This window comes from Blautia intestinihominis (assembly GCF_040096655.1).
GTDB classification, from domain to species: domain Bacteria; phylum Bacillota; class Clostridia; order Lachnospirales; family Lachnospiraceae; genus Blautia_A; species Blautia_A intestinihominis.
In genome coordinates this window covers 1-22,075 of record NZ_JBBMEI010000041.1, presented here as the reverse complement: position 1 = coordinate 22,075, position 22,075 = coordinate 1, and the positions used below count along the sequence as shown (strand labels likewise).

19 protein-coding genes and 1 pseudogene are annotated in these 22,075 nt (G+C 44.6%); 15 read left to right on the top strand and 5 right to left on the bottom strand.

What is annotated here, in order from left to right; genetic code table 11:
* Nucleotides 1-124: 124 nt before the first annotated feature.
* The 6 genes from WMO75_RS12675 (at nt 125) to WMO75_RS12650 (ending at nt 5,924) form a co-directional block, all read left to right on the top strand.
* The gene (locus WMO75_RS12675) at nt 125-988 is read left to right on the top strand and encodes a substrate-binding domain-containing protein (RefSeq protein ID WP_118698451.1); all 864 of its coding nucleotides are present in this window, start codon (nt 125-127) and stop codon (nt 986-988) included.
* An 83-nt stretch (nt 989-1,071) separates the two neighbouring features.
* The gene (pstC, locus tag WMO75_RS12670; RefSeq protein WP_022214106.1) at nt 1,072-1,929 is read left to right on the top strand and encodes a phosphate ABC transporter permease subunit PstC; all 858 of its coding nucleotides are present in this window, start codon (nt 1,072-1,074) and stop codon (nt 1,927-1,929) included.
* A 31-nt stretch (nt 1,930-1,960) separates the two neighbouring features.
* Nucleotides 1,961-2,824 carry a phosphate ABC transporter permease PstA gene (gene pstA / locus WMO75_RS12665; protein WP_118698500.1) on the top strand — a complete coding sequence of 288 codons (864 nt, stop codon included), beginning with the start codon at nt 1,961-1,963 and terminating at the stop codon, nt 2,822-2,824.
* Nucleotides 2,825-2,830: 6 nt separating this feature from the next.
* A complete protein-coding gene (gene pstB, locus WMO75_RS12660; protein WP_118698452.1) occupies nt 2,831-3,589 on the top strand; it encodes a phosphate ABC transporter ATP-binding protein PstB in 759 nt (252 codons plus the stop codon).
* Nucleotides 3,590-3,591: 2 nt separating this feature from the next.
* Nucleotides 3,592-4,254, top strand: coding sequence for a phosphate signaling complex protein PhoU (gene phoU, locus WMO75_RS12655; protein WP_118698453.1), 663 nt, complete (start codon nt 3,592-3,594; stop codon nt 4,252-4,254).
* On the top strand, nt 4,251-5,924 hold the full coding sequence (locus tag WMO75_RS12650; RefSeq protein ID WP_118698454.1) for a sensor histidine kinase: 1,674 nt from the start codon (nt 4,251-4,253) through the stop codon (nt 5,922-5,924). Before phoU ends, WMO75_RS12650 begins: the two co-directional genes overlap by 4 nt.
* Before the next feature lie 50 nt (nt 5,925-5,974).
* Here the strand turns inward: WMO75_RS12650 and WMO75_RS12645 are convergent, their stop codons facing one another.
* Both WMO75_RS12645 and WMO75_RS12640 read right to left on the bottom strand, forming a co-directional pair.
* Complete coding sequence (locus tag WMO75_RS12645) at nt 5,975-6,163, bottom strand: hypothetical protein (RefSeq protein WP_022214101.1); 189 nt, start codon at nt 6,161-6,163, stop codon at nt 5,975-5,977.
* Nucleotides 6,163-7,023, bottom strand: a complete 861-nt coding sequence (locus WMO75_RS12640) for a class I SAM-dependent methyltransferase (protein ID WP_118251883.1) — start codon at nt 7,021-7,023, stop codon at nt 6,163-6,165. The genes WMO75_RS12645 and WMO75_RS12640 overlap by 1 nt, the downstream gene beginning before the upstream one ends.
* Nucleotides 7,024-7,340: 317 nt before the next feature.
* On the opposite strand from WMO75_RS12640, the gene WMO75_RS12635 reads away from it, so the two are divergent.
* From WMO75_RS12635 to WMO75_RS12610, 6 genes are all read left to right on the top strand, one after another.
* On the top strand, nt 7,341-8,630 hold the full coding sequence (locus WMO75_RS12635) for an aspartate aminotransferase type Ic (protein WP_022214099.1): 1,290 nt from the start codon (nt 7,341-7,343) through the stop codon (nt 8,628-8,630).
* Nucleotides 8,631-8,654: 24 nt separating this feature from the next.
* On the top strand, nt 8,655-10,067 hold the full coding sequence (locus tag WMO75_RS12630; protein ID WP_118698455.1) for a L,D-transpeptidase family protein: 1,413 nt from the start codon (nt 8,655-8,657) through the stop codon (nt 10,065-10,067).
* A 77-nt stretch (nt 10,068-10,144) separates the two neighbouring features.
* Nucleotides 10,145-11,179, top strand: coding sequence for a D-alanine--D-alanine ligase family protein (locus tag WMO75_RS12625; RefSeq protein WP_022214097.1), 1,035 nt, complete (start codon nt 10,145-10,147; stop codon nt 11,177-11,179).
* Between the two features lie 13 nt (nt 11,180-11,192).
* Complete coding sequence (locus tag WMO75_RS12620; protein WP_118698456.1) at nt 11,193-12,563, top strand: UDP-N-acetylmuramoyl-tripeptide--D-alanyl-D-alanine ligase; 1,371 nt, start codon at nt 11,193-11,195, stop codon at nt 12,561-12,563.
* A 237-nt stretch (nt 12,564-12,800) separates the two neighbouring features.
* The gene (locus WMO75_RS12615; RefSeq protein ID WP_118698457.1) at nt 12,801-13,421 is read left to right on the top strand and encodes a hypothetical protein; all 621 of its coding nucleotides are present in this window, start codon (nt 12,801-12,803) and stop codon (nt 13,419-13,421) included.
* Nucleotides 13,422-13,611: 190 nt separating this feature from the next.
* Complete coding sequence (locus tag WMO75_RS12610; protein WP_173905141.1) at nt 13,612-14,682, top strand: acyltransferase; 1,071 nt, start codon at nt 13,612-13,614, stop codon at nt 14,680-14,682.
* Between the two features lie 61 nt (nt 14,683-14,743).
* Here the strand turns inward: WMO75_RS12610 and WMO75_RS12605 are convergent, their stop codons facing one another.
* Together WMO75_RS12605 and WMO75_RS12600 are read right to left on the bottom strand one after the other, a co-directional pair.
* Complete coding sequence (locus WMO75_RS12605) at nt 14,744-15,010, bottom strand: hypothetical protein (protein WP_022214093.1); 267 nt, start codon at nt 15,008-15,010, stop codon at nt 14,744-14,746.
* Between the two features lie 99 nt (nt 15,011-15,109).
* Complete coding sequence (locus tag WMO75_RS12600) at nt 15,110-15,613, bottom strand: DUF6548 family protein (RefSeq protein ID WP_173905142.1); 504 nt, start codon at nt 15,611-15,613, stop codon at nt 15,110-15,112.
* Between the two features lie 199 nt (nt 15,614-15,812).
* Between WMO75_RS12600 and WMO75_RS12595 the strand changes: the two genes are divergently transcribed.
* The 3 genes from WMO75_RS12595 to WMO75_RS12585 all read left to right on the top strand — a co-directional run bounded on the left by WMO75_RS12595 (nt 15,813) and on the right by WMO75_RS12585 (nt 21,309).
* The gene (locus WMO75_RS12595) at nt 15,813-18,071 is read left to right on the top strand and encodes a hydratase (RefSeq protein ID WP_022214091.1); all 2,259 of its coding nucleotides are present in this window, start codon (nt 15,813-15,815) and stop codon (nt 18,069-18,071) included.
* 1,270 nt (nt 18,072-19,341) lie between these two features.
* Nucleotides 19,342-20,046 (top strand): RluA family pseudouridine synthase, encoded by a 705-nt coding sequence (locus WMO75_RS12590; RefSeq protein WP_349078133.1) that lies wholly within the window; start codon nt 19,342-19,344, stop codon nt 20,044-20,046.
* 141 nt (nt 20,047-20,187) lie between these two features.
* Complete coding sequence (locus WMO75_RS12585; RefSeq protein ID WP_118698459.1) at nt 20,188-21,309, top strand: substrate-binding domain-containing protein; 1,122 nt, start codon at nt 20,188-20,190, stop codon at nt 21,307-21,309.
* A gap of 86 nt (nt 21,310-21,395) precedes the next feature.
* On the opposite strand, the pseudogene WMO75_RS12580 reads toward WMO75_RS12585, so the two are convergent.
* Nucleotides 21,396-22,075: pseudogene (locus WMO75_RS12580) on the bottom strand (IS982 family transposase); the annotation flags it as partial.

Below are 22,075 nucleotides of genomic sequence, written 5' to 3'. Positions count from 1 at the left end.
GAGCTTTTTACAAAGATTTTACAAGGTTACGATTTTGCATTTTACTTTGCGTTCATATAATTGCAGTTGTCAATGAGGAAAACAAAAAATTAAATAAAGCAAAATAAAGAGGAGATTTATTATTATGAAGAAAAAATTTCTCGCAATCGTAACAGCAGCACTTATTGGAACAACCGCATTTGCATCTGTAGCAAGCGCAGCAAGCGGAACAATTGATGTAATTTCCCGTGAAGACGGTTCAGGTACAAGAGGAGCATTTATCGAACTGTTTGGAATTGAAGAAAAACAGGGCGATGAAAAAGTAGATATGACAACAGAGGATGCAAGCATCACAAACAGCACTTCCGTTATGATGACAACAGTAGCTGGTGATGAGAATGCGATCGGATACATTTCCCTTGGTTCTCTGAATGACACAGTAAAAGCAGTCAAGATCGACGGTGCAGAAGCATCCGCAGAAAACGTTGCAAACGATACATACAAAGTATCCCGTCCGTTCAATATCATAACAACTGACAGCCTCAGCGATGCAGCTCAGGATTTCGAAAACTACATCATGAGCTCTGACGGACAGCAGATCGTAGAAGACAACGGATACATCAAAGTAGCAGATGATGCAGCAGCTTACGAGCAGAGCGAGGCAGAAGGTAAAGTTGTTGTAGCTGGTTCTTCTTCTGTAACACCGGTTATGGAAAAACTGAAAGAAGCATACGAAAAAGCAAACGGCGGAAAGATCACTGTAGAAGTACAGCAGAGCGATTCCACAACAGGTATCACATCCGCAGCAGAAGGAATCTGCGACATCGGTATGGCATCCCGTGACCTCAAAGATGAAGAGACAAGCGAAAACCTTACAGCAACTGAGATCGCAAGAGACGGTATCGCAGTTGTAGTAAACACTTCAAACGATATTGATGATCTGACCAGTGATCAGGTGAAATCCATCTTTACAGGTGAAACCACCACTTGGGAAGACCTGGCTAAGTAAGACAGAAGATACAGAGTGACAGAACAGAGGCTCGGTTTGCCGGGCTTCTTGTATGTTTATTTAGGAGAGAGGAAGAGTCCTGTATGAATAAATTTAAAGAACAGGCTATGAAAGTCGTATTTATGGTCGCAGCCTGTGCATCCGTTCTGGCAGTATTTCTGATCTGTCTGTTCCTGTTTGCGAACGGACTTCCTGCCATCGCAAAGATCGGACCAGTGAAGTTCCTTCTTGGAACAACCTGGAAACCATCCAACGATAAATTCGGAATTTTCCCGATGATCATCGCCAGCATTTATGTAACAGGCGGAGCAATCCTGATCGGTGTTCCGATCGCATTGTTTACATCCGTGTTCATGGCACGCTACTGTCCACAAAAAATTTACCGGCCGCTGAAATCAGGAATTGAACTGATGGCAGGTGTTCCATCCATCGTATATGGTTTCTTCGGTCTGGTACTGATGGTACCGCTGATCCGAAACACCTTCGGTGGAACAGGAACAAGCTGGCTGGCAGCGTCCCTTCTTCTGGCGATCATGATCCTTCCGACGATCATTGGACCTACAGAATCTGCACTCAGAAGTGTACCGGAAAGCTATTATGAAGGCTCCCTGGCACTGGGTGCAACAAAAGAAAGAAGCATCTTTATGGTCATGCTCCCGGCAGCAAAATCCGGTATTCTCGCAGCAGTTGTCCTTGGAATCGGACGTGCGATCGGTGAGACAATGGCGGTCATCATGGTAGCCGGAAACCAGGCAAGAATGCCTGCAGGACTGCTCAAAGGACTTCGAACAATGACTGCAAATATCGTAACAGAAATGGGTTATGCGACAGGCCTTCACAGAGAAGCACTGATCGCAACAGGAGTGGTACTTTTTGTATTCATTCTGATCATCAACCTGAGTCTTTCTCTGCTGAACAGGAGGTCAGAACATGCAAACTAATGCAGCAGCAATAGATCCGACGGTGGAAAATATGAAAAAAAGAAATCAGACATCAACAGCGGACCGTATCCGTTCCTACCTGCGTCATCCAGGCTCAGGAGTGCTTGCACTTCTCACTGTAGGAGCAGCAATCGTTACTTTTTCCGTGCTGATCTTCCTGGTGGCATACATCCTTGTCAAAGGTATTCCATATCTGACACCAAGCCTTTTCAGCCTGGAATATACTTCTGATAATGTTTCTCTGATGCCGTCTCTGATAAATACCTTTATCATGACTGCTTTATCCCTCGTGATTGCCGCACCGCTTGGAATCTTCGCAGCAATCTACCTGGTAGAATATGCAAAAAAAGGAAACAAACTGGTACAGATCATCCGTATCACAGCCGAGACACTTTCCGGTATTCCGTCTATCGTATTTGGTCTGTTTGGTATGCTGTTTTTTGTAACAGCACTCCACTGGGGAATGTCACTCCTGGCAGGCGCATGTACCCTGGTCATCATGGTGCTTCCACTTATCATGCGTACTTCTGAAGAAGCATTAAAAGCTGTTCCGGACTCCTACAGAGAGGCAAGTTTCGGACTTGGAGCAGGTAAACTCCGTACTATTTTTACGATCGTACTTCCTTCCGCAGTACCGGGAATCCTTGCCGGTATCATTCTTGCAATTGGACGTATCATTGGTGAAACAGCAGCACTCCTCTATACTTCAGGAACGGTTGCACAGGTTCCGAATCTGATGGGATCCGGACGTACACTGGCACTTCATATGTATGTACTTTCCAGCGAAGGTCTTCATATGAACCAGGCATCTGCGACAGCAGTTGTGATTCTCTTATTTGTACTGCTCATCAACGGTTTATCCGGTATGGTGGCAAAATGTATCGCGAAAGGATAACAGAAAATGAGTGATAATATTAAACTTTCAATCGAAGATATGAACCTTTTTTATGGAAAATTTCATGCGCTGAAAGACATCAATATGCATATTCCGGAAAAAGAAATTACTGCTTTTATCGGACCGAGTGGATGTGGTAAATCCACACTTCTGAAGTCTCTGAACCGTATGAATGACCTTGTAGAAGGATGTAAGATCACCGGAAGAGTAGAGCTTGACGGCGAAGATATCTACGGTGATATGGATGTCAATGTTCTCCGTAAAAGAGTCGGAATGGTATTCCAGAAGCCGAATCCGTTTCCGATGAGCATTTACGATAACATTGCATATGGACCGAGAACACACGGGATCCGTTCCAAGGCAAAACTGGATGAGATCGTTGAAAAATCTCTCCGTGACGCTGCAATCTGGGACGAAGTAAAAGACAGATTAAAGAAAAGTGCCCTCGGAATGTCCGGTGGACAGCAGCAGAGACTCTGCATTGCAAGAGCACTGGCAGTACAGCCGGAAGTCCTTTTGATGGATGAGCCGACCTCCGCACTCGACCCGATCTCCACATCCAAGATCGAGGAACTTGCAATGGAACTGAAGGGCGATTATACGATCGTGATCGTTACTCATAACATGCAGCAGGCAACTCGAATTTCTGACAAAACAGCTTTCTTCCTTCTGGGAGAAGTGGTAGAATTTAATGATACAGATACCTTGTTTTCTATGCCGAAGGATAAAAGAACCGAGGATTATATTACAGGGAGGTTTGGTTGATCATGACAACACATTTCGAACGGCAGCTTGAAGAACTTCATGTACAGATGATCACAATGGGAAGTCTCTGTGAGAAGGTGATCTCACTTTCAAACAGAGCGATCCGTGGCGAGAACTGTATCAGAGAGATCTTCGATACAGACAGAGAAATCGATACAAAAGAGCGAGAGATCGAGAATCACTGCATGCGTATTTTGCTTCACCAGCAGCCTGTGGCAAGAGATCTGCGAGAGGTTTCAGCAGCACTCAAAATGATCTCAGACATGGAGCGTATCGGAGACCAGGCGGCGGATATCGCTGATCTTTCTCAGTTTATCGAGACGAATCATGTGGAGGTTCCGGAACTGATCGGAAAGATGGCAGAAATGACTGTCCGCATGGTGACAGAAAGCGTCGATGCGTTTGTAAAAAAAGATCTGAAACTCTGCCGCAAAGTCATTGATGATGATGACCAGGTAGATGACGCTTTTAATCAGGTCAAGGAAGAACTAGCGACACTGATGTACCAGAACCTGGATGCAAAAGCAGGACTTGATCTCCTTATGACGGCCAAATATATGGAGCGTATCGGAGACCATGCGGTGAATATCGCAGAATGGGTTGAATATGCGATCACCGGCAGCCACAGAAACAATGAACATCAAATGGGAGGAAACCAGGCTTGACAAAAAAGATATTCAGATCAACTGTCCTGGCTTCAGCAATGATCCTGATACTGGGAAGTGCCTTTGTACTGGGCGTTTTGTATCAATATTTTGGAAAGCAGTTAGATGGGGAGCTCGAGAAAGAAGCTTCCTATCTGGCGTATGGGGTAGAACAAAGCGGCGTTGATTATCTGGAACAGATAAAGCAGAAAGACGCCCGTATTACCTATATGGATGCGTCAGGAACGGTACTTTATGACAGCCAGGCAGATGCATCTTCCATGGAAAACCACAACGATCGTAAAGAAGTTCAGGAAGCACTGGAAAATGGGAGCGGATATGCGGAACGAATGTCAAAGACACTGTCTGAAAAGACAGTTTATTATGCATTAAAGCTTACCAATGGTTCTGTCCTTCGTGTGGCAGGCACACAGTCTTCTGTCTTTGCACTGATGCTTCAGCTTGTTCCCCCGGTTCTTTGTATTGCAGTCATAATGTTGTTCCTTGCAGGATTCGCAGCGGCGCGTATGTCTGCAAATATCGTTAAACCGATCAACGAACTGGATCTGGATCACCCGGAAGAAAACCAGATCTATGAGGAAGTGGGTCCGCTCCTCAGCAGGATCCATAAGCAGAACCGCCAGATCCAGACACAGCTTGAAACGGCACGCCGAAACCAGGAAGAATTCCAGATCATCACCGAAAACATGCAGGAAGGACTGCTGGTCATTGATGCATATACGATCATTCTTTCTGGGAATTCCAGTGTATGGAGAATGTTCCAGGTACGGGAACCAAAGACAGGAGAAAGCGTTTATTCTCTTGACAGGAATGAGGATTTCCGCAAGGTGATCGAGGAAGTCCTGGGCGGTCGTCATGGCAGTGCGATGCTGCAGCTGGATGGCGAATATGTTCAGCTTATCGCCAATCCGGTATTCAGAGATACTAAAGTTGCAGGTGCAGTTCTGCTTCTTGTCAATGAAACCGAAAAGATGGAGAGGGAGAACCTGCGGAGAGAATTTTCTGCAAATGTATCACATGAACTCAAGACACCATTGACATCTATCTCTGGTTTTGCAGAGATCATAGAGGGCGGTCTGGTACAGGAAGAAGACATTCGGAAGTTTGCCGGAAGGATTTACCGGGAAGCACAGAGACTGATCCATCTTGTGGAAGATACCATCAAGATCTCACAGCTTGACGAGGGAGAAAACCCATATGAGTGGGAAAAAGTAGATGCATATGCCGTAGCAAAGAATGTCTGCGGAAACCTGAAAGAAATCGCAGCAAAGAAGAACGTACATCTCTTTATTGACGGCGAGAAACTGGTCTTCTGTACAGTTCGCCCGATACTGGAAGAAGTGATCTATAATTTGTGTGATAACGGAATCAAGTATAACAGAGATGACGGTACGGTAAGCATCCATCTGCAGGATCTTGGAGAAAGCGTAGAGATCCGCGTCAAAGACAACGGCATCGGAATCCCGAGAGAAGACCGCAGCAGAGTCTTCGAACGCTTCTATCGCGTAGACAAAAGCCACTCCAAATCCATCGGCGGCACTGGACTGGGCCTGTCGATCGTGAAACATGGCGTTACCTTCCTCGGCGGCACACTCAAGATGCTCAGCGAAGTTGGCAAAGGAACCGAGATCACCATGACCTTCCCGAAAGAACGCAAAACAAATTTATAAAAAACAGGAGATGCTGACGATCGATCATGTCAGCATCTCCTGTTGTGCTATTAGTAGCAATACGCGCCTTCGTAACGTCCACAGGCGTCTTTTTTGTGAGAAAGTTCTTTGCAGGAACTGCAGCGATCGCAGAATTCCTGCTCGTAACAGGTTGCACAGACACAGTTCCCACAACTGCTGCGGTCATAAGCCGGAGTACAGGTGTAGGGAAGAGCGTCCTTGGATTTTTCTTCCTTCATTATTTCGCCTCCCAGCGTCCGGAAGCACCACATGGAAGTACCAGTCCGTTGGAGGTTACCGGAAGTCCGATCTCCTGGGAGTCAACATGTCCGTCGAAGTCTTTCAGCTCGGTTGCCAGCATATAAGTCAGTACGGCAGGAGCCAGACCTGTGGTGTAGGAGTTGATGAGGAAAAATAGCGGGTTCGGGCTTAAAAGTTTCACGCAGAGCTTGATCAGAGGATGGATCGCCTCCTCGATCTTCCAGATCTCACCCTTCGGTCCACGTCCGTAGGACGGCGGGTCCATGATGATCGCATCGTAGTGATTGCCACGACGGATCTCACGCTCCACAAATTTCACACAGTCGTCCACCAGCCAGCGGATCGGTGCGTCAGAAAGTCCGGAAGCGGCAGCGTTTTCCTTCGCCCAGTTGACCATTCCTTTGGAAGCGTCTACGTGGGTAACCTGTGCACCGGCAGCAGCGGCAGCCAGAGTTGCACCGCCTGTGTAGGCAAAAAGGTTCAGCACTTTGATCGGACGGCCTGCATTACGGATCTTGTCACCAAACCAATCCCAGTTGACAGCCTGCTCCGGGAAAAGTCCGGTGTGTTTGAAACTGAACGGTTTCAGATGGAAAGTAAGATCTTTGTAATGGAGATCCCACTGCTGAGGGAGGTCAAAGAATTCCCATTCACCGCCGCCTTTTTTGCTTCTGTGGTAGTGGGCGTTCATGTTTTTCCATCCACGGCTTACCTTCGGAGTGTCCCAGATAACCTGCGGATCCGGACGGACCAGAGTATATTTACCCCAGCGTTCCAGCTTTTCTCCACAGGAAGTGTCAATTACTTCGTATTCTTTCCAGTCATTTGCAATCCACATATATATGATAACCTTTCTTTTATTACATTTAATAGAAACATTCAGGATATTCCTGCCTATTCAGTATAGGTGAAACAACGAAATTCTGCAAGTAAAACTGTGGCGTTTTGTGTATAAGCAGGGGACTTTATGCAGAATTCACACTTTATCACACTGATTCGAGAAAATTTTTTTTAAAATACAGGGGCAGCAGGGCTTGACAAGCGGGAATTTAGCATACTAAAATAGACGGGATAGTAATATTAGATATCAAAAGAAAAAAGAAATTTATATTATGCCGGTACAGGATTCTGGAAGCGGCACGAGGAGGACAAATTATGCAGAAGTACAGTGAAATGAGCAGAGAACAGCTTCTTGCTCTGAAGAAGGAACTGGATCAGCAGTATGCAGAGATCAAGGCACAGGGACTTGCCCTGGATATGTCTCGTGGTAAACCGGCGGCTGACCAGCTTGATCTTTCCATGGGATTGATGGATGTTCTGTCAAGCAGCGCAGACCTGAAATGCGAAACAGGTGTAGACTGCCGTAACTACGGTGTTATGGATGGTATCCCGGAAGCCAAACGCCTTCTTGGAGAAATCTCTGAAGTATCTCCGGAGAACATCATCATTTATGGTACTTCCAGTCTGAACGTTATGTTTGATACCGTAGCACGTTCCATGACTCATGGCGTTATGGGAAACACTCCATGGTGCAAACTTGACAAAGTAAAATTCCTCTGTCCTGTTCCGGGATATGACCGTCATTTCAAAGTTACAGAATTCTTCGGAATCGAGATGATCAATGTTCCGATGACTCCACAGGGTCCGGACATGGATATGGTTGAGAAACTTGTAAGCGAAGATCCTGCGATCAAAGGTATCTGGTGTGTTCCGAAATACTCCAACCCGCAGGGCTACACTTATTCAGAAGAAACAGTTAAGCGCTTTGCACGCCTGAAACCGGCAGCACCGGATTTCCGTATCTACTGGGACAATGCTTACAGCGTACATCATCTTTATGATGGAGAAGAGAAACAGGATTTCCTTCTTGAGATCCTGGAAGAATGTGCAAAAGCAGGCAATCCTGACATTGTTTACAAATTTACTTCCACATCCAAGATCAGCTTCCCGGGTTCCGGTATCGCAGCAGTAGCAGCATCCAAAGCAAACCTGGATGATTTCCGCAAATATATGACTGTTCAGACGATCGGACATGACAAACTGAACCAGCTTCGTCACGTAAGATTCTTCAAGAACCTGGACGGTGTTCATGCACACATGAGCAAACATGCAGCAATCCTTCGCCCGAAATTCGAGATGGTAGAGTCCACCCTTGAAAAAGAACTCGGCGGACTTGGAATCGGAAGCTGGACAACACCGAAGGGTGGATACTTCATTTCCTTCGAATCCATGGATGGCTGTGCCAAAGCAATCGTTGCCAAAGCAAAAGAAGCAGGCGTTGTCATGACAGGTGCAGGAGCAACTTATCCATATGGCAAAGACCCGAAAGACAGCAATATCCGTATTGCACCGTCCTTCCCGCCAATTGACGAACTTGCCAAAGCAGCAGAAGTATTCGTTGTCTGCGTCAAACTCGCAAGCGTAGAGAAACTTTTGGCTGAATAAGACAGGAGCTATAAAGGAGGCATCATGGCAGAAGAAAACACAGGGATGAGCAGAGAAAGAAAGATACTGGTAGGCTTCATTGTTGTGCTGTTTTTACTGACCATCGGTGCCTACTTTTTTGGAGTATATTATTTTACAGAACATTTCCTGCCGGGAACACAGGTAAACGGTTTTAACTGCTCTTACATGACACAGGAAGAAACAGAGAAACTTCTGGCAGAAGAAACCAGTGTATATATTCTGGCTATTCAGACCAGAGGAAACGGTCGGGAGAGTATTTCAGCAGATGAGATCGATCTGAAATATACTTCTGATGGAAGCGTGAACCGAATGCTCCATGAACAGAAGCGCTTTCAGTGGTTCCTCGCATTCAGCCAGCACAAATCCTGGGAGGTTCCATCATCTGTTACTTATGATCAGGACAAATTTGAGCAGGTCATCGATAGTCTGAACTGTATGAAGGACAATCAGGAACCTTACGATGCATACATAAAGCAAAATGATGACGGATTTGAGGTCGTACCGGAAGTAGAAGGAACAAAGATCGACAAAGAAAAATTGCAGAAAGACATTTCCAATGCAGTTACGACAGGAAGAACGCTGGTAGATCTTGATGTGGATGGCTGCTATGTAGATCCTGCAGTATATGGTGATGAACTGACAGAAGACTGCGAGCAGATGAATGAGCTTACTGATGTTGTGGTCACCTATGATTTCAGTGACCGCAAGGAAACGGTTGATCGTACCTTGATCAAGGAATGGCTCAGCCGTGATGAGGATGGAAATCTGATGCTGGATCACAGCGCAATTGCATCTTATGTTGGACAGCTGGCATCAAAATATGATACAGTGGGTATAGAGCGTTCTTTTTCAACTTATGACAACAGAGAGGTCACCGTATCCGGTGGCACTTATGGATGGCTGATCGACCAGCCGAAAGAAGCGGATGCTTTGTATCAGGCGATCATGGATAAGAAAACACAGGTGAGAGAGCCGGTATATGCACAGGAAGCGGCGAGCCGCGACACGAATGATATCGGATATTCTTATGTGGAAGTCAATCTTACTGACCGCAGGCTTGTACTTTACAAGAGTGGAAATCCTGTTGTAGATACCGGGATCGCGATCAGCAGCAGTACACCGGATGGAGTTTATTCGATCGAAGAAAAGAAAAACCAGCAGGCAGTTGGAAATATGACGGTGGATTGCTGGATGTCTTTTACAGATGATCTTGGAATCTATGGTGATCCGGGATTTGAACCTGGGACGGCAACGGAAAGTGAAGCAGACAGTTTTGGAAGTTCGTCAGAGACAGATTTCAGTTCAGATATGACGGACTGGAGCAGTACAGAGGGCTGTATTGTCCTGTCTGAAGAAGCGGCACGGGAGTTGTATCAGAACGTAGAAACCGGTATGCCGGTGGTTATTTATAAATAAGAACAGGTAAAATGCTGCAGAGATTCTGAAGTGAATTTTTGCAGCAGTTTTTGCTTTCCTTAAGGAGATGGAAGAATATGAAAATTGTTGTATTAGCAGGTGGAACCAGTACAGAAAGAGATGTTTCTATCGTATCAGGAACAGGAATCTGCCAGGCACTCAGACAGAAAGGACATCAGGCGATCCTGGTGGATGTATTCTGTGGCCTCGAAACCGTAAACTGGGAAGATCCGTTCCCGGCGGAATACGATGTCGAAAAAGCAGCAGAGTATATCAAGGGCTTTAATCCGCAGATGAAAGAATTAAAGAAAGCCCGCAGAGATTTCTTCGGGTCAAATGTCATCGAACTCTGCAAAAAAGCCGACTTTGTTTTTCTCGGACTTCACGGTGCAAACGGAGAGGACGGCAAGTTACAGGCAGCATTTGACCTGATGGGAATTCCTTATACCGGAACCGGATACTTAAGCAGTGCGATGGCAATGGACAAAGGCGTGACCAAAGCAATGTTCCAGATGAGAGGCGTAAGCACACCGGGCGGAAAAGCCATGAAGAAAAAAGACCGTCAGGACTCTCTTGCGGCACTTGGCATGGAATTTCCTGTAGTTGTCAAGACATGCTGCGGTGGTTCCAGCATCGGTGTCTATATCGTAGATAATCAGGAAGATTATGTCAAAGCACTGGATGAAGCTTTTGAATACGAAAACGAAGTTGTCATCGAAGAATTCATCAAGGGTGTGGAATACACAGTTGCGGTCGTTGACGGAACTGCCTACCCGGTAGTCCAGATCGTGCCGAAAGAAGGCTTTTACGATTACGAGAATAAATACAAACCAGGTGCAGTACAGGAAACCTGTCCGGCTCCGATCTCAGAGGAACTGACAAAACGCCTTCAGGAAGCAGCAGTGGACGGCTATCATGCACTGGAAATGGAAAGCTACGCAAGACTTGACTTCATCGTGACCGAAGACGAAAAGATCTACTGCCTGGAAGCCAACACCCTCCCGGGAATGACCCCGACCAGCCTGATCCCGCAGGAAGCAGCCGTTCTCGGAATGGATTACCCGACACTGTGTGAAGAACTGATCCGCGTTTCACAGAAAAAGTACAACTAAAGAGGAAATCGATATGAAAAATCTTACTATAAAGAATCTTACCGAAGTCTGCTCCGGTACATACCATGGTCCGGAAAACGTGATGGACAGGGAAGTTTCCTCCATCACTACAGACAGCCGCAAGATTGAAAAAGACAGCCTGTTTGTTCCAATCGTAGGAGAACGTGTAGATGCACACCGTTTTATCCCGGATGTCATGAGCAAGGGTGCGCTTGTCACACTTTCAGAGAGAGAACTGGAGAATGCAGATTTTCCATATATCCAGGTAGGATCTTCTCTTCAGGCAGTGAAGGATATCGCAGAATTTTATCTGAAACAGCTTCAGATCCCGGTTGTCGGGATCACCGGAAGTGTTGGCAAGACCAGCACAAAAGAAGTGATCGCTTCTGTACTTAAAGAAAAATACCGCACACTCAAGACACAGGGAAACTTTAATAATGAACTGGGTCTTCCGTTGACTGTTTTCCGCCTGAGAGATGAAGATCAGATCGCAGTTCTGGAAATGGGAATCAGTGATTTTGGCGAGATGGCCAGACTGACAAAGATCGCCAGACCGGATACCTGTGTGATCACAAATATCGGAACCTGCCATCTCGAAAATCTCGGAGACCGCGATGGTGTGCTCAAAGCCAAAACAGAGATCTTTAAGTCCATGAACCCGAAAGGACATATTGTTCTGAATGGTGATGACGATAAACTGGCGACAGTAAGTGAATACAATGGCGTCAAACCGGTATTTTTCGGACTCAATGCAGAGCGAGATGTATATGCGGATCAAATCGAGAGCAAAGGACTCAAGGGCGTTGCCTGCCGTATTCATCTTGGCGAGGATGCTTTTGATGTGCTTGTTCCGACACCGGGGATCCATATGGTCTACAATGCACTGGCAGCAGCTGCTGTAGGACGCATTTACGGGCTTTCCATCGAGGAGATCAAGAGAGGTATCGAAAGCCTGGAGACGATCCGCGGACGTTTCAAAATGATCGAGACAGACAAATTCCTGGTAGTGGATGACTGCTACAACGCAAACCCGATGTCCATGAAAGCTTCCCTTGATGTTCTTCACGACGGAGAAGGACGAAGAGTGGCGATCCTTGGAGATATGGGAGAACTTGGAGAAAATGAGATCGCGCTTCATGAAGAAGTCGGAACTCATGCAGCACAGTGCGGAATTGATGTCTGCATCTGTGTTGGTGCGCTTTCTGTGCATATGGCAGAAGCTGCACGCAAAGCAGATCAGGAATTTAAAGTAATTTATGAAGAGAGCCGGGAATCTCTCCTTGAGCATCTTGGAGATCTTGTCCAGGAGGGAGATACGATCCTTGTAAAAGCATCCCATTTCATGCAGTTTGAAGAGGTTGTCAAGGCACTGGAAGAAATGTAAATATCAGGTTATGAAAGATCCAGACAGAATATAAAACGACAGAAATTCCTCATGGGAGGTTGAATTATCACGAAAAGCAGATAAATCAGCCGTTCAGAGGAGTTTTTCGCATTTTCCAGGGAGAATTTGACGAACGATTTTTGTTTCCAGCAAGTTCATACGGGTGTAGAATGGGAATTAACAGCAGAAGAAAAGCCGAGAAGGTGTCGGAGAGATTGTAAAAGCAAGGAGGGGCTTATGCTGGAGCGAATCATGAACCTGCAGATACTGCTTTGCATCATGGCAGCCGCCGGAGCTTTCGGAGCGGTTGGCATGCTGGCAGTACACCTTACTTACAGAAGAACTCTGCGAAGAACAAATGCAGTCACAAGCCTTAAGGAAAAATGGCTGAACCTCTGGAAAACAAGAGATAAACTGCTGAACAAGATGAACTTTCTGGTCTGGCTGCCGTCGCTTCTGTCAACGTTGTGTCTGGGGCTTGCAATCCTGTTTGTGACAAAGCTCAAGTGGACAAGTGGGCTGCCGCTTAGGTATCTTTATCTGGGAACGGTGATCCCGGTTGCATTGATGATTCTGAGACAGGCTCTGGATTTTGCTTACCGGGAAGAGCTTGTGATGAATTCTCTGGCAGACTATATCCTTTCTGCACGGACCAAAAGAGAGGAGACAGTCACACCGCGAAAGGCGGAACCAGTCGCACCGCCGCCCAGGATGGACCCCGTTCTCCAGGAAGAGATGGTGGAGAAGATCACGGCAAGCATCCGCCAGACAGCGGCGACCGGAAGCCATTTCAGCAAAATGCTGAGCCCGGAGGAAGAGGAGATCATGCGTGAGATCATCCGGGAATTTATGGAATGACAGATCGTGGAAGAAATATTGCTTGTAGGAAGGCAGTTCGTTTGTTATACTTTCAGAAGGATCTGATAGTTACTGTGAACGGAGCGAACAGTAACATCTGAGAAACTTGAAATATGTAATTGTGAAGAAATAAGATAGTTGCGGATACACAAAATTAAGGAGAAATGGGGGACAGCCCCACGAAACAAAAATGAATAAAAAGAGAATTACATGGATAGAACTCCTGCGAATTGCAGCCTGCATCGGTGTGATCGGCATTCATGCCGGGTCACAGCATTTCCGGGATACACCACTGGATTCCAGTATATGGAGAATTTCGAATTTTTACCATGGAATCAACCGTTTTGCAGTGGCATCGTTTATCATGATCAGCGGAACGCTGTATCTGGATGGTAAGAGAAACTGGTCACTCAAGAAACTCTGGACCAGGAATATTTTTCAGATAGCAGTGGCGTATGTGTTCTGGCAGATTTTTTATGCGGTATACAGGATCGTAATGGCGGGGAAACCAGCGGTAGGATCTGTATCGTTTTTTAAGAAAATACTGATCTATTGCAGTGAATCCTATTTCCATCTGTGGTATCTTCCTATGTTAGCAGGACTCCTGATAGTGACACCGCTTTTGTGGGAAATCGTAAACTGTGAACGAAGTAAGAAATGGGAAGAATATCTGATCCTGATGTTTCTGCTCATCAAGATCATACCATACACAGTAAACTGTTTTTCGTTCCCGCTGAAGGAATACGTCATGAATGTGATGCATACGGTTCAGCCGGGAATGGTCGTGGACTATGCAGGATATTTTATCCTGGGACATTACCTTTCACATTATGAGATTTCCAGGAAGCTGGAACGAACGATTTATATTCTGGGAATTTCACTGATCCTTGCGGCAATCCTGCTCAGTCAGTACATGTCACCGAGAGTGGGAAGAGAACTCCAGTCCTATTATGAAAACTTTACGCTTGCGGGATTTTTCTGGGGAAGTGCGATTTTCTTATTTTTCAAAAATCATGTGTCCAAAATACATTGGAGCGAGAAACAGGAAGAGATCATATGTCGGTTGGGAGGTTATACGTTCGGAATCTATCTGATCCATGCATTTTTCCGCGACATCCTGCACAGAGCTGGAATAGACAGCATGATGATCGGAAATACAGTGATTGCGATCCCGATAGTCATGGTGTGTATCTTTGGACTTAGCTGCCTTGCGGTAATACTTATCAAAAAAATACCGGTATTGGGTAAGTGGATTGTCTGATACGAAAAAATGCCGCTTGCAGCAAACTGTTATTATCAGTGAAGCTGTGAGCGGCACTTTTTTAATCTTCCTCGATCACCTGAATCTCCAGGTAATCAAATTCAATATGTTCAATAAAACTGTCCTGGCGGAACCGTGTTCTGGAATGGCGTTTGAAATCCGTGACATTGCTGTCCAGCCAGATCGGATTTTCCAGGTCAAAATCATAGCAGATCTCCTGCAGTGCACGGAAGATCTTGTGTGTCCTTGTATCTTCTGAGTCGTCATCAATGACGAGATCTTTCAGCATGTGGTTGTCTTTCCACAGTTTTCCCCATAAACGAAACATAGTGTTCCTACCTCCCTATCAAAACTGCCACAGGTGACAGAAATATTTGAGTGCTAAGTGATTTTAAGTATAATGGCTTTTAATATGCAAGTAAAGATGTTATAAGTTCATATTTATAAGTGAAAAAACGATTAAAATTATAATAATTATGCCAGCTATGATACTGATAACTGCCAGAGGTCCATGTGATGAACTGTCATTAGAAGTGTCAGGTAACTGAGTATGAAAGGAGTTATCTGAAGACTTTGGCGGAAAATAATAATTGTTATTGGCATAGGTTTTTCTTTGTTCTGCTTTTCTTAAATGTGAGAAAGGATCATTTTGATTTATGATTCGATCATAAAATGCATTTGTAAATTCCAAATCAGCTTCTGTGCTGAATGGAGCGTCTGAGGTATCATGGGCTATTTGATTTCTGACCCAGCGGATATGCTTCAACATTTTATAATCTTTTTCCCAATTGGTAACTGTATACTGCGCCTGAGGAGTTTTATCCATTTGCTGAATATATTCACTAACACCATTTTGGCAGTTGAGAATATCTCTGCAAAGCCGGTCAAGACGTTTATAAGCTTCAAAAAAAGTATTATCTCTCTGATTCAAATTTATCCCCTGTTTTTTACATCAATAGTAGGTGTTTGCTAATGGCATTGTAGTTATCAGTTATTATTTTGTCAAGAATTTTTATATATCTTCTTGTGAAATGTCGTTGCAGATTTTAGCGAGATAAAGTATAATTAATATACATTTTGCAAAAACACAGAAGCGTGCAATGCATAATTTATATGAATGGAGGATTATTATGAAGCTATACGACGGTGGCGTTTACCTTGTAAATGGCAGTGACATTGTTGAAGAAAGCAAGTTTGATCAGCCGGTATCCAGAGAAGACGCAGCAAAGAACACCATGGCATATGATATCCTGGAAGCACACAATACTTCCGGAAATATGCAGAAATTACAGATCAAGTTTGATAAGTTAACATCCCATGATATTACTTTTGTAGGAATCATCCAGACAGCACGTGCTTCAGGACTTGAGAAATTCCCGATCCCATATGTGCTGACAAACTGTCACAACTCTCTGTGTGCAGTAGGCGGAACAATCAACGAAGATGACCACATGTTCGGACTTACCTGTGCAAAGAAATATGGCGGAGTATATGTACCTCCTCATCAGGCAGTCATCCATCAGTTCGCACGTGAGATGCTTGCAGGCGGCGGCAAGATGATCCTGGGTTCTGACAGCCACACCCGTTATGGTGCACTTGGTACCATGGCTATGGGCGAGGGTGGCGGTGAGTTGGTTAAGCAGCTCCTTTCCCAGACTTATGACATCAATATGCCGGGCGTAGTTGCGATCTACCTCAAGGGACAGCCGAGACCGGGCGTAGGACCGCAGGACGTTGCTCTGGCGATCATCGGCAAGGTATTTGCCAATGGATACGTTAAGAACAAAGTTATGGAATTCGTAGGACCTGGAGTTGCAGGTTTAAGTGCAGACTTCCGTATCGGAATTGACGTTATGACAACAGAGACAACCTGTCTTTCTTCTATCTGGCAGACAGATGAGACCATCGAAGAATTCTACGAGATCCATGGCAGAAAAGAAGACTACAAAGAACTCAAACCGGGCAAGGTTGCATACTATGACGGCTGCGTAGAGGTTGACTTAAGTGAGATCAAACCGATGATCGCAATGCCATTCCACCCAAGCAATACCTATACTATCGATGAACTCAAAGAAAACCTCTATGACATCCTTGATGATGTAGAGAAAAAGGCTCAGATCAGTCTCGACGGCAAAGTTCCATATTCTCTCAAGGACAAAGTCGTTGACGGTAAACTTTATGTAGAGCAGGGAATCATCGCCGGATGTGCAGGCGGCGGATTTGAGAATATCTGTGCAGCAGCAGACATCCTCCGCGGAGCAAGCATCGGTGCAGACGCCTTTACACTCAGCGTTTACCCGGCAAGTACACCGATCTATATGGAACTTGCAAGAAACGGTGTCCTGGCTGACCTCCTTGCAACAGGGGCAGTTGTCAAGACTGCTTTCTGCGGACCGTGCTTCGGTGCCGGAGACACACCTGCAAATAATGCGTTCAGTATCCGTCATACAACGAGAAACTTCCCGAACCGTGAAGGTTCCAAGGTCCAGAACGGACAGATTTCTTCCGTTGCACTTATGGATGCGAGATCCATCGCAGCAACAGCAGCAAACAAAGGCTTCCTGACTTCCGCAGAAGAATTTACCGGAAGCTACAGACATCAGAAATATTTCTTCGACAAAACAATTTATGAGAACCGTATCTTTGACAGCAAGGGCGTTGCAGATCCAAGCGTTGAGATCCAGTTCGGACCAAACATCAAAGACTGGCCGGAGATGCCTGCGCTGGCAGAGAACCTTGTTCTCAAAGTTGTTTCTGAGATCCATGATCCTGTTACAACAACAGACGAGCTGATTCCTTCCGGTGAGACTTCCTCTTTCCGTTCCAATCCGCTTGGACTGGCAGAGTTCACTCTTTCCAGAAGAGATCCGGAGTACGTTGGACGTGCCAAAGAGATCCAGAAGGCACAGAAGGCGATCGAAGCAGGAGAATGTCCGGCAGAGGCAGTTCCGGAACTGAAACCGGTTATGGAAGCTGTTAAGAAACAGTTCGCAGATATCAGCAAAGAAAACGTCGGAGTCGGAAGTACGATCTTCGCTGTAAAACCTGGTGATGGCTCTGCACGTGAGCAGGCCGCTTCCTGCCAGAAGGTTCTCGGCGGATGGGCAAACATCGCAAACGAGTACGCTACCAAACGTTACCGCTCAAACCTTATCAACTGGGGCATGCTTCCATTCCTGATCCCGCAGGGAGAGCTTCCGTTTACCAACGGTGATTTCCTGTTCTTCCCGCATATCAGAGAAGCTGTTGCTGATAAAGCCGACAGCATCACCGGATATGTAGTCAAAGAAGACGGACTTAAGGAGTTCCAGGTAACACTCGGAGAACTGACCGATGACGAACGTGAGATCATCCTCAAAGGATGTCTGATCAACTACAACAGAAAATAAGACTGGTTCTGGCACCCCACATACAGAACCAACTCCTGTTTGTGCAGTCCCGCAGGATGGCTTACCACAGCCTCCCGCGGGACTGCTTTTTGTATGGAAGAGGAGTTTTATAATATGTTTAAATTATCAGAAAATAATAAAAAATACGTACAAATAAAACAAGAATAATATTATAAACACGAAAAATATACAATAAATTAAAAAATAATCGAAAAATGTGTTGACAAACATACTATACAGTGCTATTATAATGACATCAAAAGAAAACAAAAACAAAACACAAAAGAAACTCATTCAATTCATAGTATAGAGAACATGAAAGGAATGAAAATCAAAAGAAAGGCAAGGGTGATACCGTTGGGACAGTAGTTACTAATCACAATCAATATAAGAAGTGATAGGAATCGAGTTTCCTGCAAGAAAGACCTGATACATATTAGCCCATTAATTTAAGAAATAATCATATTCTTAGAGAAGAAAGATGAAATTTACAGCCTGGTGAACAGGACTTCATGAAAAGAAATGATCGTTTATCATAAGTATTACAGGTATATAGAATCGATTACTTATATTGAATAACTATCACGCACCTGATACAGAGACTTTCGAAAATGTGTAAAGAAACATTTTTGAAAAAGTATAACTCCTTATTTTAGAGCATCGTCTGGAAGCAGAGATCCAGAGAAGCTTGAAGATAAATAAGCAAGATACTTTGAGATGCATATAAGATTTATTCTAATATGGATTGAAACTTTGCATCAGAAGAACATCTCCTCACAACAGATGTTAAGAAGAGATTATAAGGAATCTTATTTCAAAGGAAAACAGTTTGGAATTTAAGAAGTTAAGTTTGGAGCTGCTCTAATCCAATGAAAAAGAATATCCTAAGTTTCTCAATAAATTATAATTCGTAGATTATAATTTAAAATCTATAAACTTTCTAAATAGACGAAGTGATAAAAATCGTATCGTTTATGAGCAGGGAATAAAACAATCGCAACCACAAAATAAGACATCAATATGATATCGAAATTAATATAAAAACTAAATACAGAGAATTGGATCAGAGATATATGATGTAGATATATCACAGGAATTCAATTAGCAAACAAGACGATAAGTTTTGAAAGAACTAAGAGGTTATTAAAAATTGAATAGTGAAGAGTGTTAAGACGACCATCCTTTTATAAATAATTCGCGAAGAATAAATAGAAGTGATGGTCGTCTTACGTGTTGTATGTTATACTCTCCTCAAAAGGAGAGATTTTTTATGCAAAGTTTTAATATACAGGATTGTATTCTTTATGAAGATAAGGATATTCTGGTGTGCCATAAACCGGCGGGCGTTGCCGTGCAGAGTGCCCGCTTTGGAATGGCAGATATGGAAAGCAGCCTTAAGAATCATCTGGCACTTAAGACACCGGGCAAGATGCCGTGTCTCGGGATCATACACAGACTGGATCAGCCGGTAGAGGGCGTTCTGGTATTTGCAAAAACGCCAAAGGCTGCCGCCGAACTGAACCGACAGATCACGTCTAAAACTGTCACAAAAGAATATCTGGCAGTAACCGCACAGCTGCCAGAGGAAAAGCAGGGGCATCTGGAAGATTACCTCAAAAAAGATAACCGGACAAATTCTTCCTCCGTGGTCACTCCGAAGACTCCCGGAGCAAAGAAAGCCAGCCTGGATTACAGTATTCAGGAAGAAATCAAAGACGAACGCACCGCAACAGGAAAAAGGATCCTTGTTAAGATCATCCTGGATACAGGACGACATCATCAGATCCGTGTGCAGATGGCTCACAAAGGCATGCCGCTCCTTGGAGACCGGAAATATAACGCCGCAGATAAGTCTGGCCTTCCGTTAGGATTATGCTCCTGCCATCTGGCTTTCCGCCACCCGGCAAACGGAAAAAAAATGGAATTTAAAGTCACACCGAAAGGTGAGACATTCAAAGGCTTTTTGACACTGTAAAGCATATCAGCAAGAATGTATTATTTTCCGCTCAAATAATGAAAAAACTATGAAATCTATGGACGCAAAAAAGAAAATGTGTATAATGTAAAAAAAGAAGCGCATTTGTATGAAGTTTGGATTAAGAAAAGAGGGAAAATAATGAGAAAAGCGGCTGCAGCCGGAATTATCCTTGCTGGTGCCATACTGGTGGCAGGGGGACTCGACAAAGAAAGCGGCTCTGAGAATTTTGTGGCGGATGTGCAGGCAAATGACGAGACAGCACAGACAGAGGAAGAGACAGATTCAGATCCGGAATCAGAGGAAGAAGCTGCACTGGCAGCACAGATCGATACTTCTGCACCCGTAACGAAGGGAAGTAGAATTGCAGTTGTAAGTAAGAGCGTGGATGGTGAGTACTGGAAGGCACTTCATTCCGGTATGGAAGATGCGATTAAGGATGTCAATGCGGCATACGGTTTTACATCCGATGACCAGATCACGATGACCTTTGAAGGCGCAAGTGATGAGCAGGATGTGGAGAAGCAGGTTAATACACTGGATGCAGTTATTGCAGAGAATCCAACGGTATTATGTCTTTCAGCAGGCGACGAGGATTCCTGCCAGGCACAGCTTGAGGCAGCCAGAGAGAATGACATTGCAGTAGTAGCTTTTGACTCCAATGTAAGTGACAGTGATATGATCGCCGTTTTCCGCGGAACAGATAATGTTTATGTAGGAAAGATGGCGGGAGAGAAATTAAGCGATGCGATCGGAAAAAGCGGTAAAGTCGCAATTTTTTCCGCTCAGGAGAAGACAGAGAGCTCTAAGAAACGTGTAGAAGGATTCAAGGAAGCTCTCGCAGAATGTCCGGACATTACAGTTGTTCAGGAATTATATACAGATCAGGTGGATGACATGAAAACTGCCATGGAAGATGCTCTTCGGAGATATCCGGATCTGGCAGGCGTGTTCTGTACGAATGCAGATGTATCTGATCTTTATCTCGATATTGAGAAAGCAGAGGGTACAGCACCGGTCATGGTTGGAGTGGATGCAACTACCAAACAGCAGGACGCAGTTCGTAATGGTTCAGAGGCAGGCATTGTTTCACAGTCCCCGTATCAGCTGGGATACCAGACGATCCTTGCAGCCGTACAGCTGACCGTTCCGTATGAGAAAGTTTCCAGCGGTCTGGAGAAATTTGTATACTATGATCCTGTATGGATCGATACCACGAATCTGGATGCTCCAGAGTACAGCTCTTATCTGTATGGGAAATAAATTAACCTGTTGTGCTATTTCAAATAAAACGTTTAAAACTTGTAAAAACCGCAAAGAATCCCTGTTATTATTGATAAATAAATTTTTTAGAATATCAATTCTTTGATTTTTCCAAGTTCGCAGGTTTCGCCGAAAATACTGTTTAATGCAATGCAGAGGTTGTATGCCAATACTTTATTAACCAAACGGGTGCATAAGCCCTGAAAGCTTTTGACCAGTTTTCTTTACCGTTGGAACGCTTGAGTGCAAAAAGACAGATCGTTTGTTCCTTCATTTCCTGCATGAGTTTTTCGCCAACATATCCTTTATCTGCTAAAATTGTAATATTTGAACAATTATCCGCCAGATCCCGTAATCCTTCGCGGTCATCTGTGGATGCCGGCGTAATCTCAAATGCAGTAATGTAACCTTCTAATGTGACCAGGGTATGCACTTTATAACCAAAGTAAGTTTCCTTTTTAGAAGGACACTTTCCGTAATCAGCATCCTGGCTGCGAAATGTTTTGCAGTATCGTGCACGTCCAAATTTACAGACTGCAAGCGGAAAACTATCAAGAATGCAATAAGAACTGACCGGAACCGGAAAAACAGAGCGCATTTTTTGTCTTAATAATTCGGTTATCTGCATCAGAGCACGCCTTGTTCTGTTAAAACGGCTTCTGCTGCAAAGCTGTGGGAAAAGGTGTCGGTAATTCTTTTTTACAAAAGAAAACCAGGCATTTTCAGAATCAATACCGACCAACTCTCCACAGAGAGCAATCGTAAT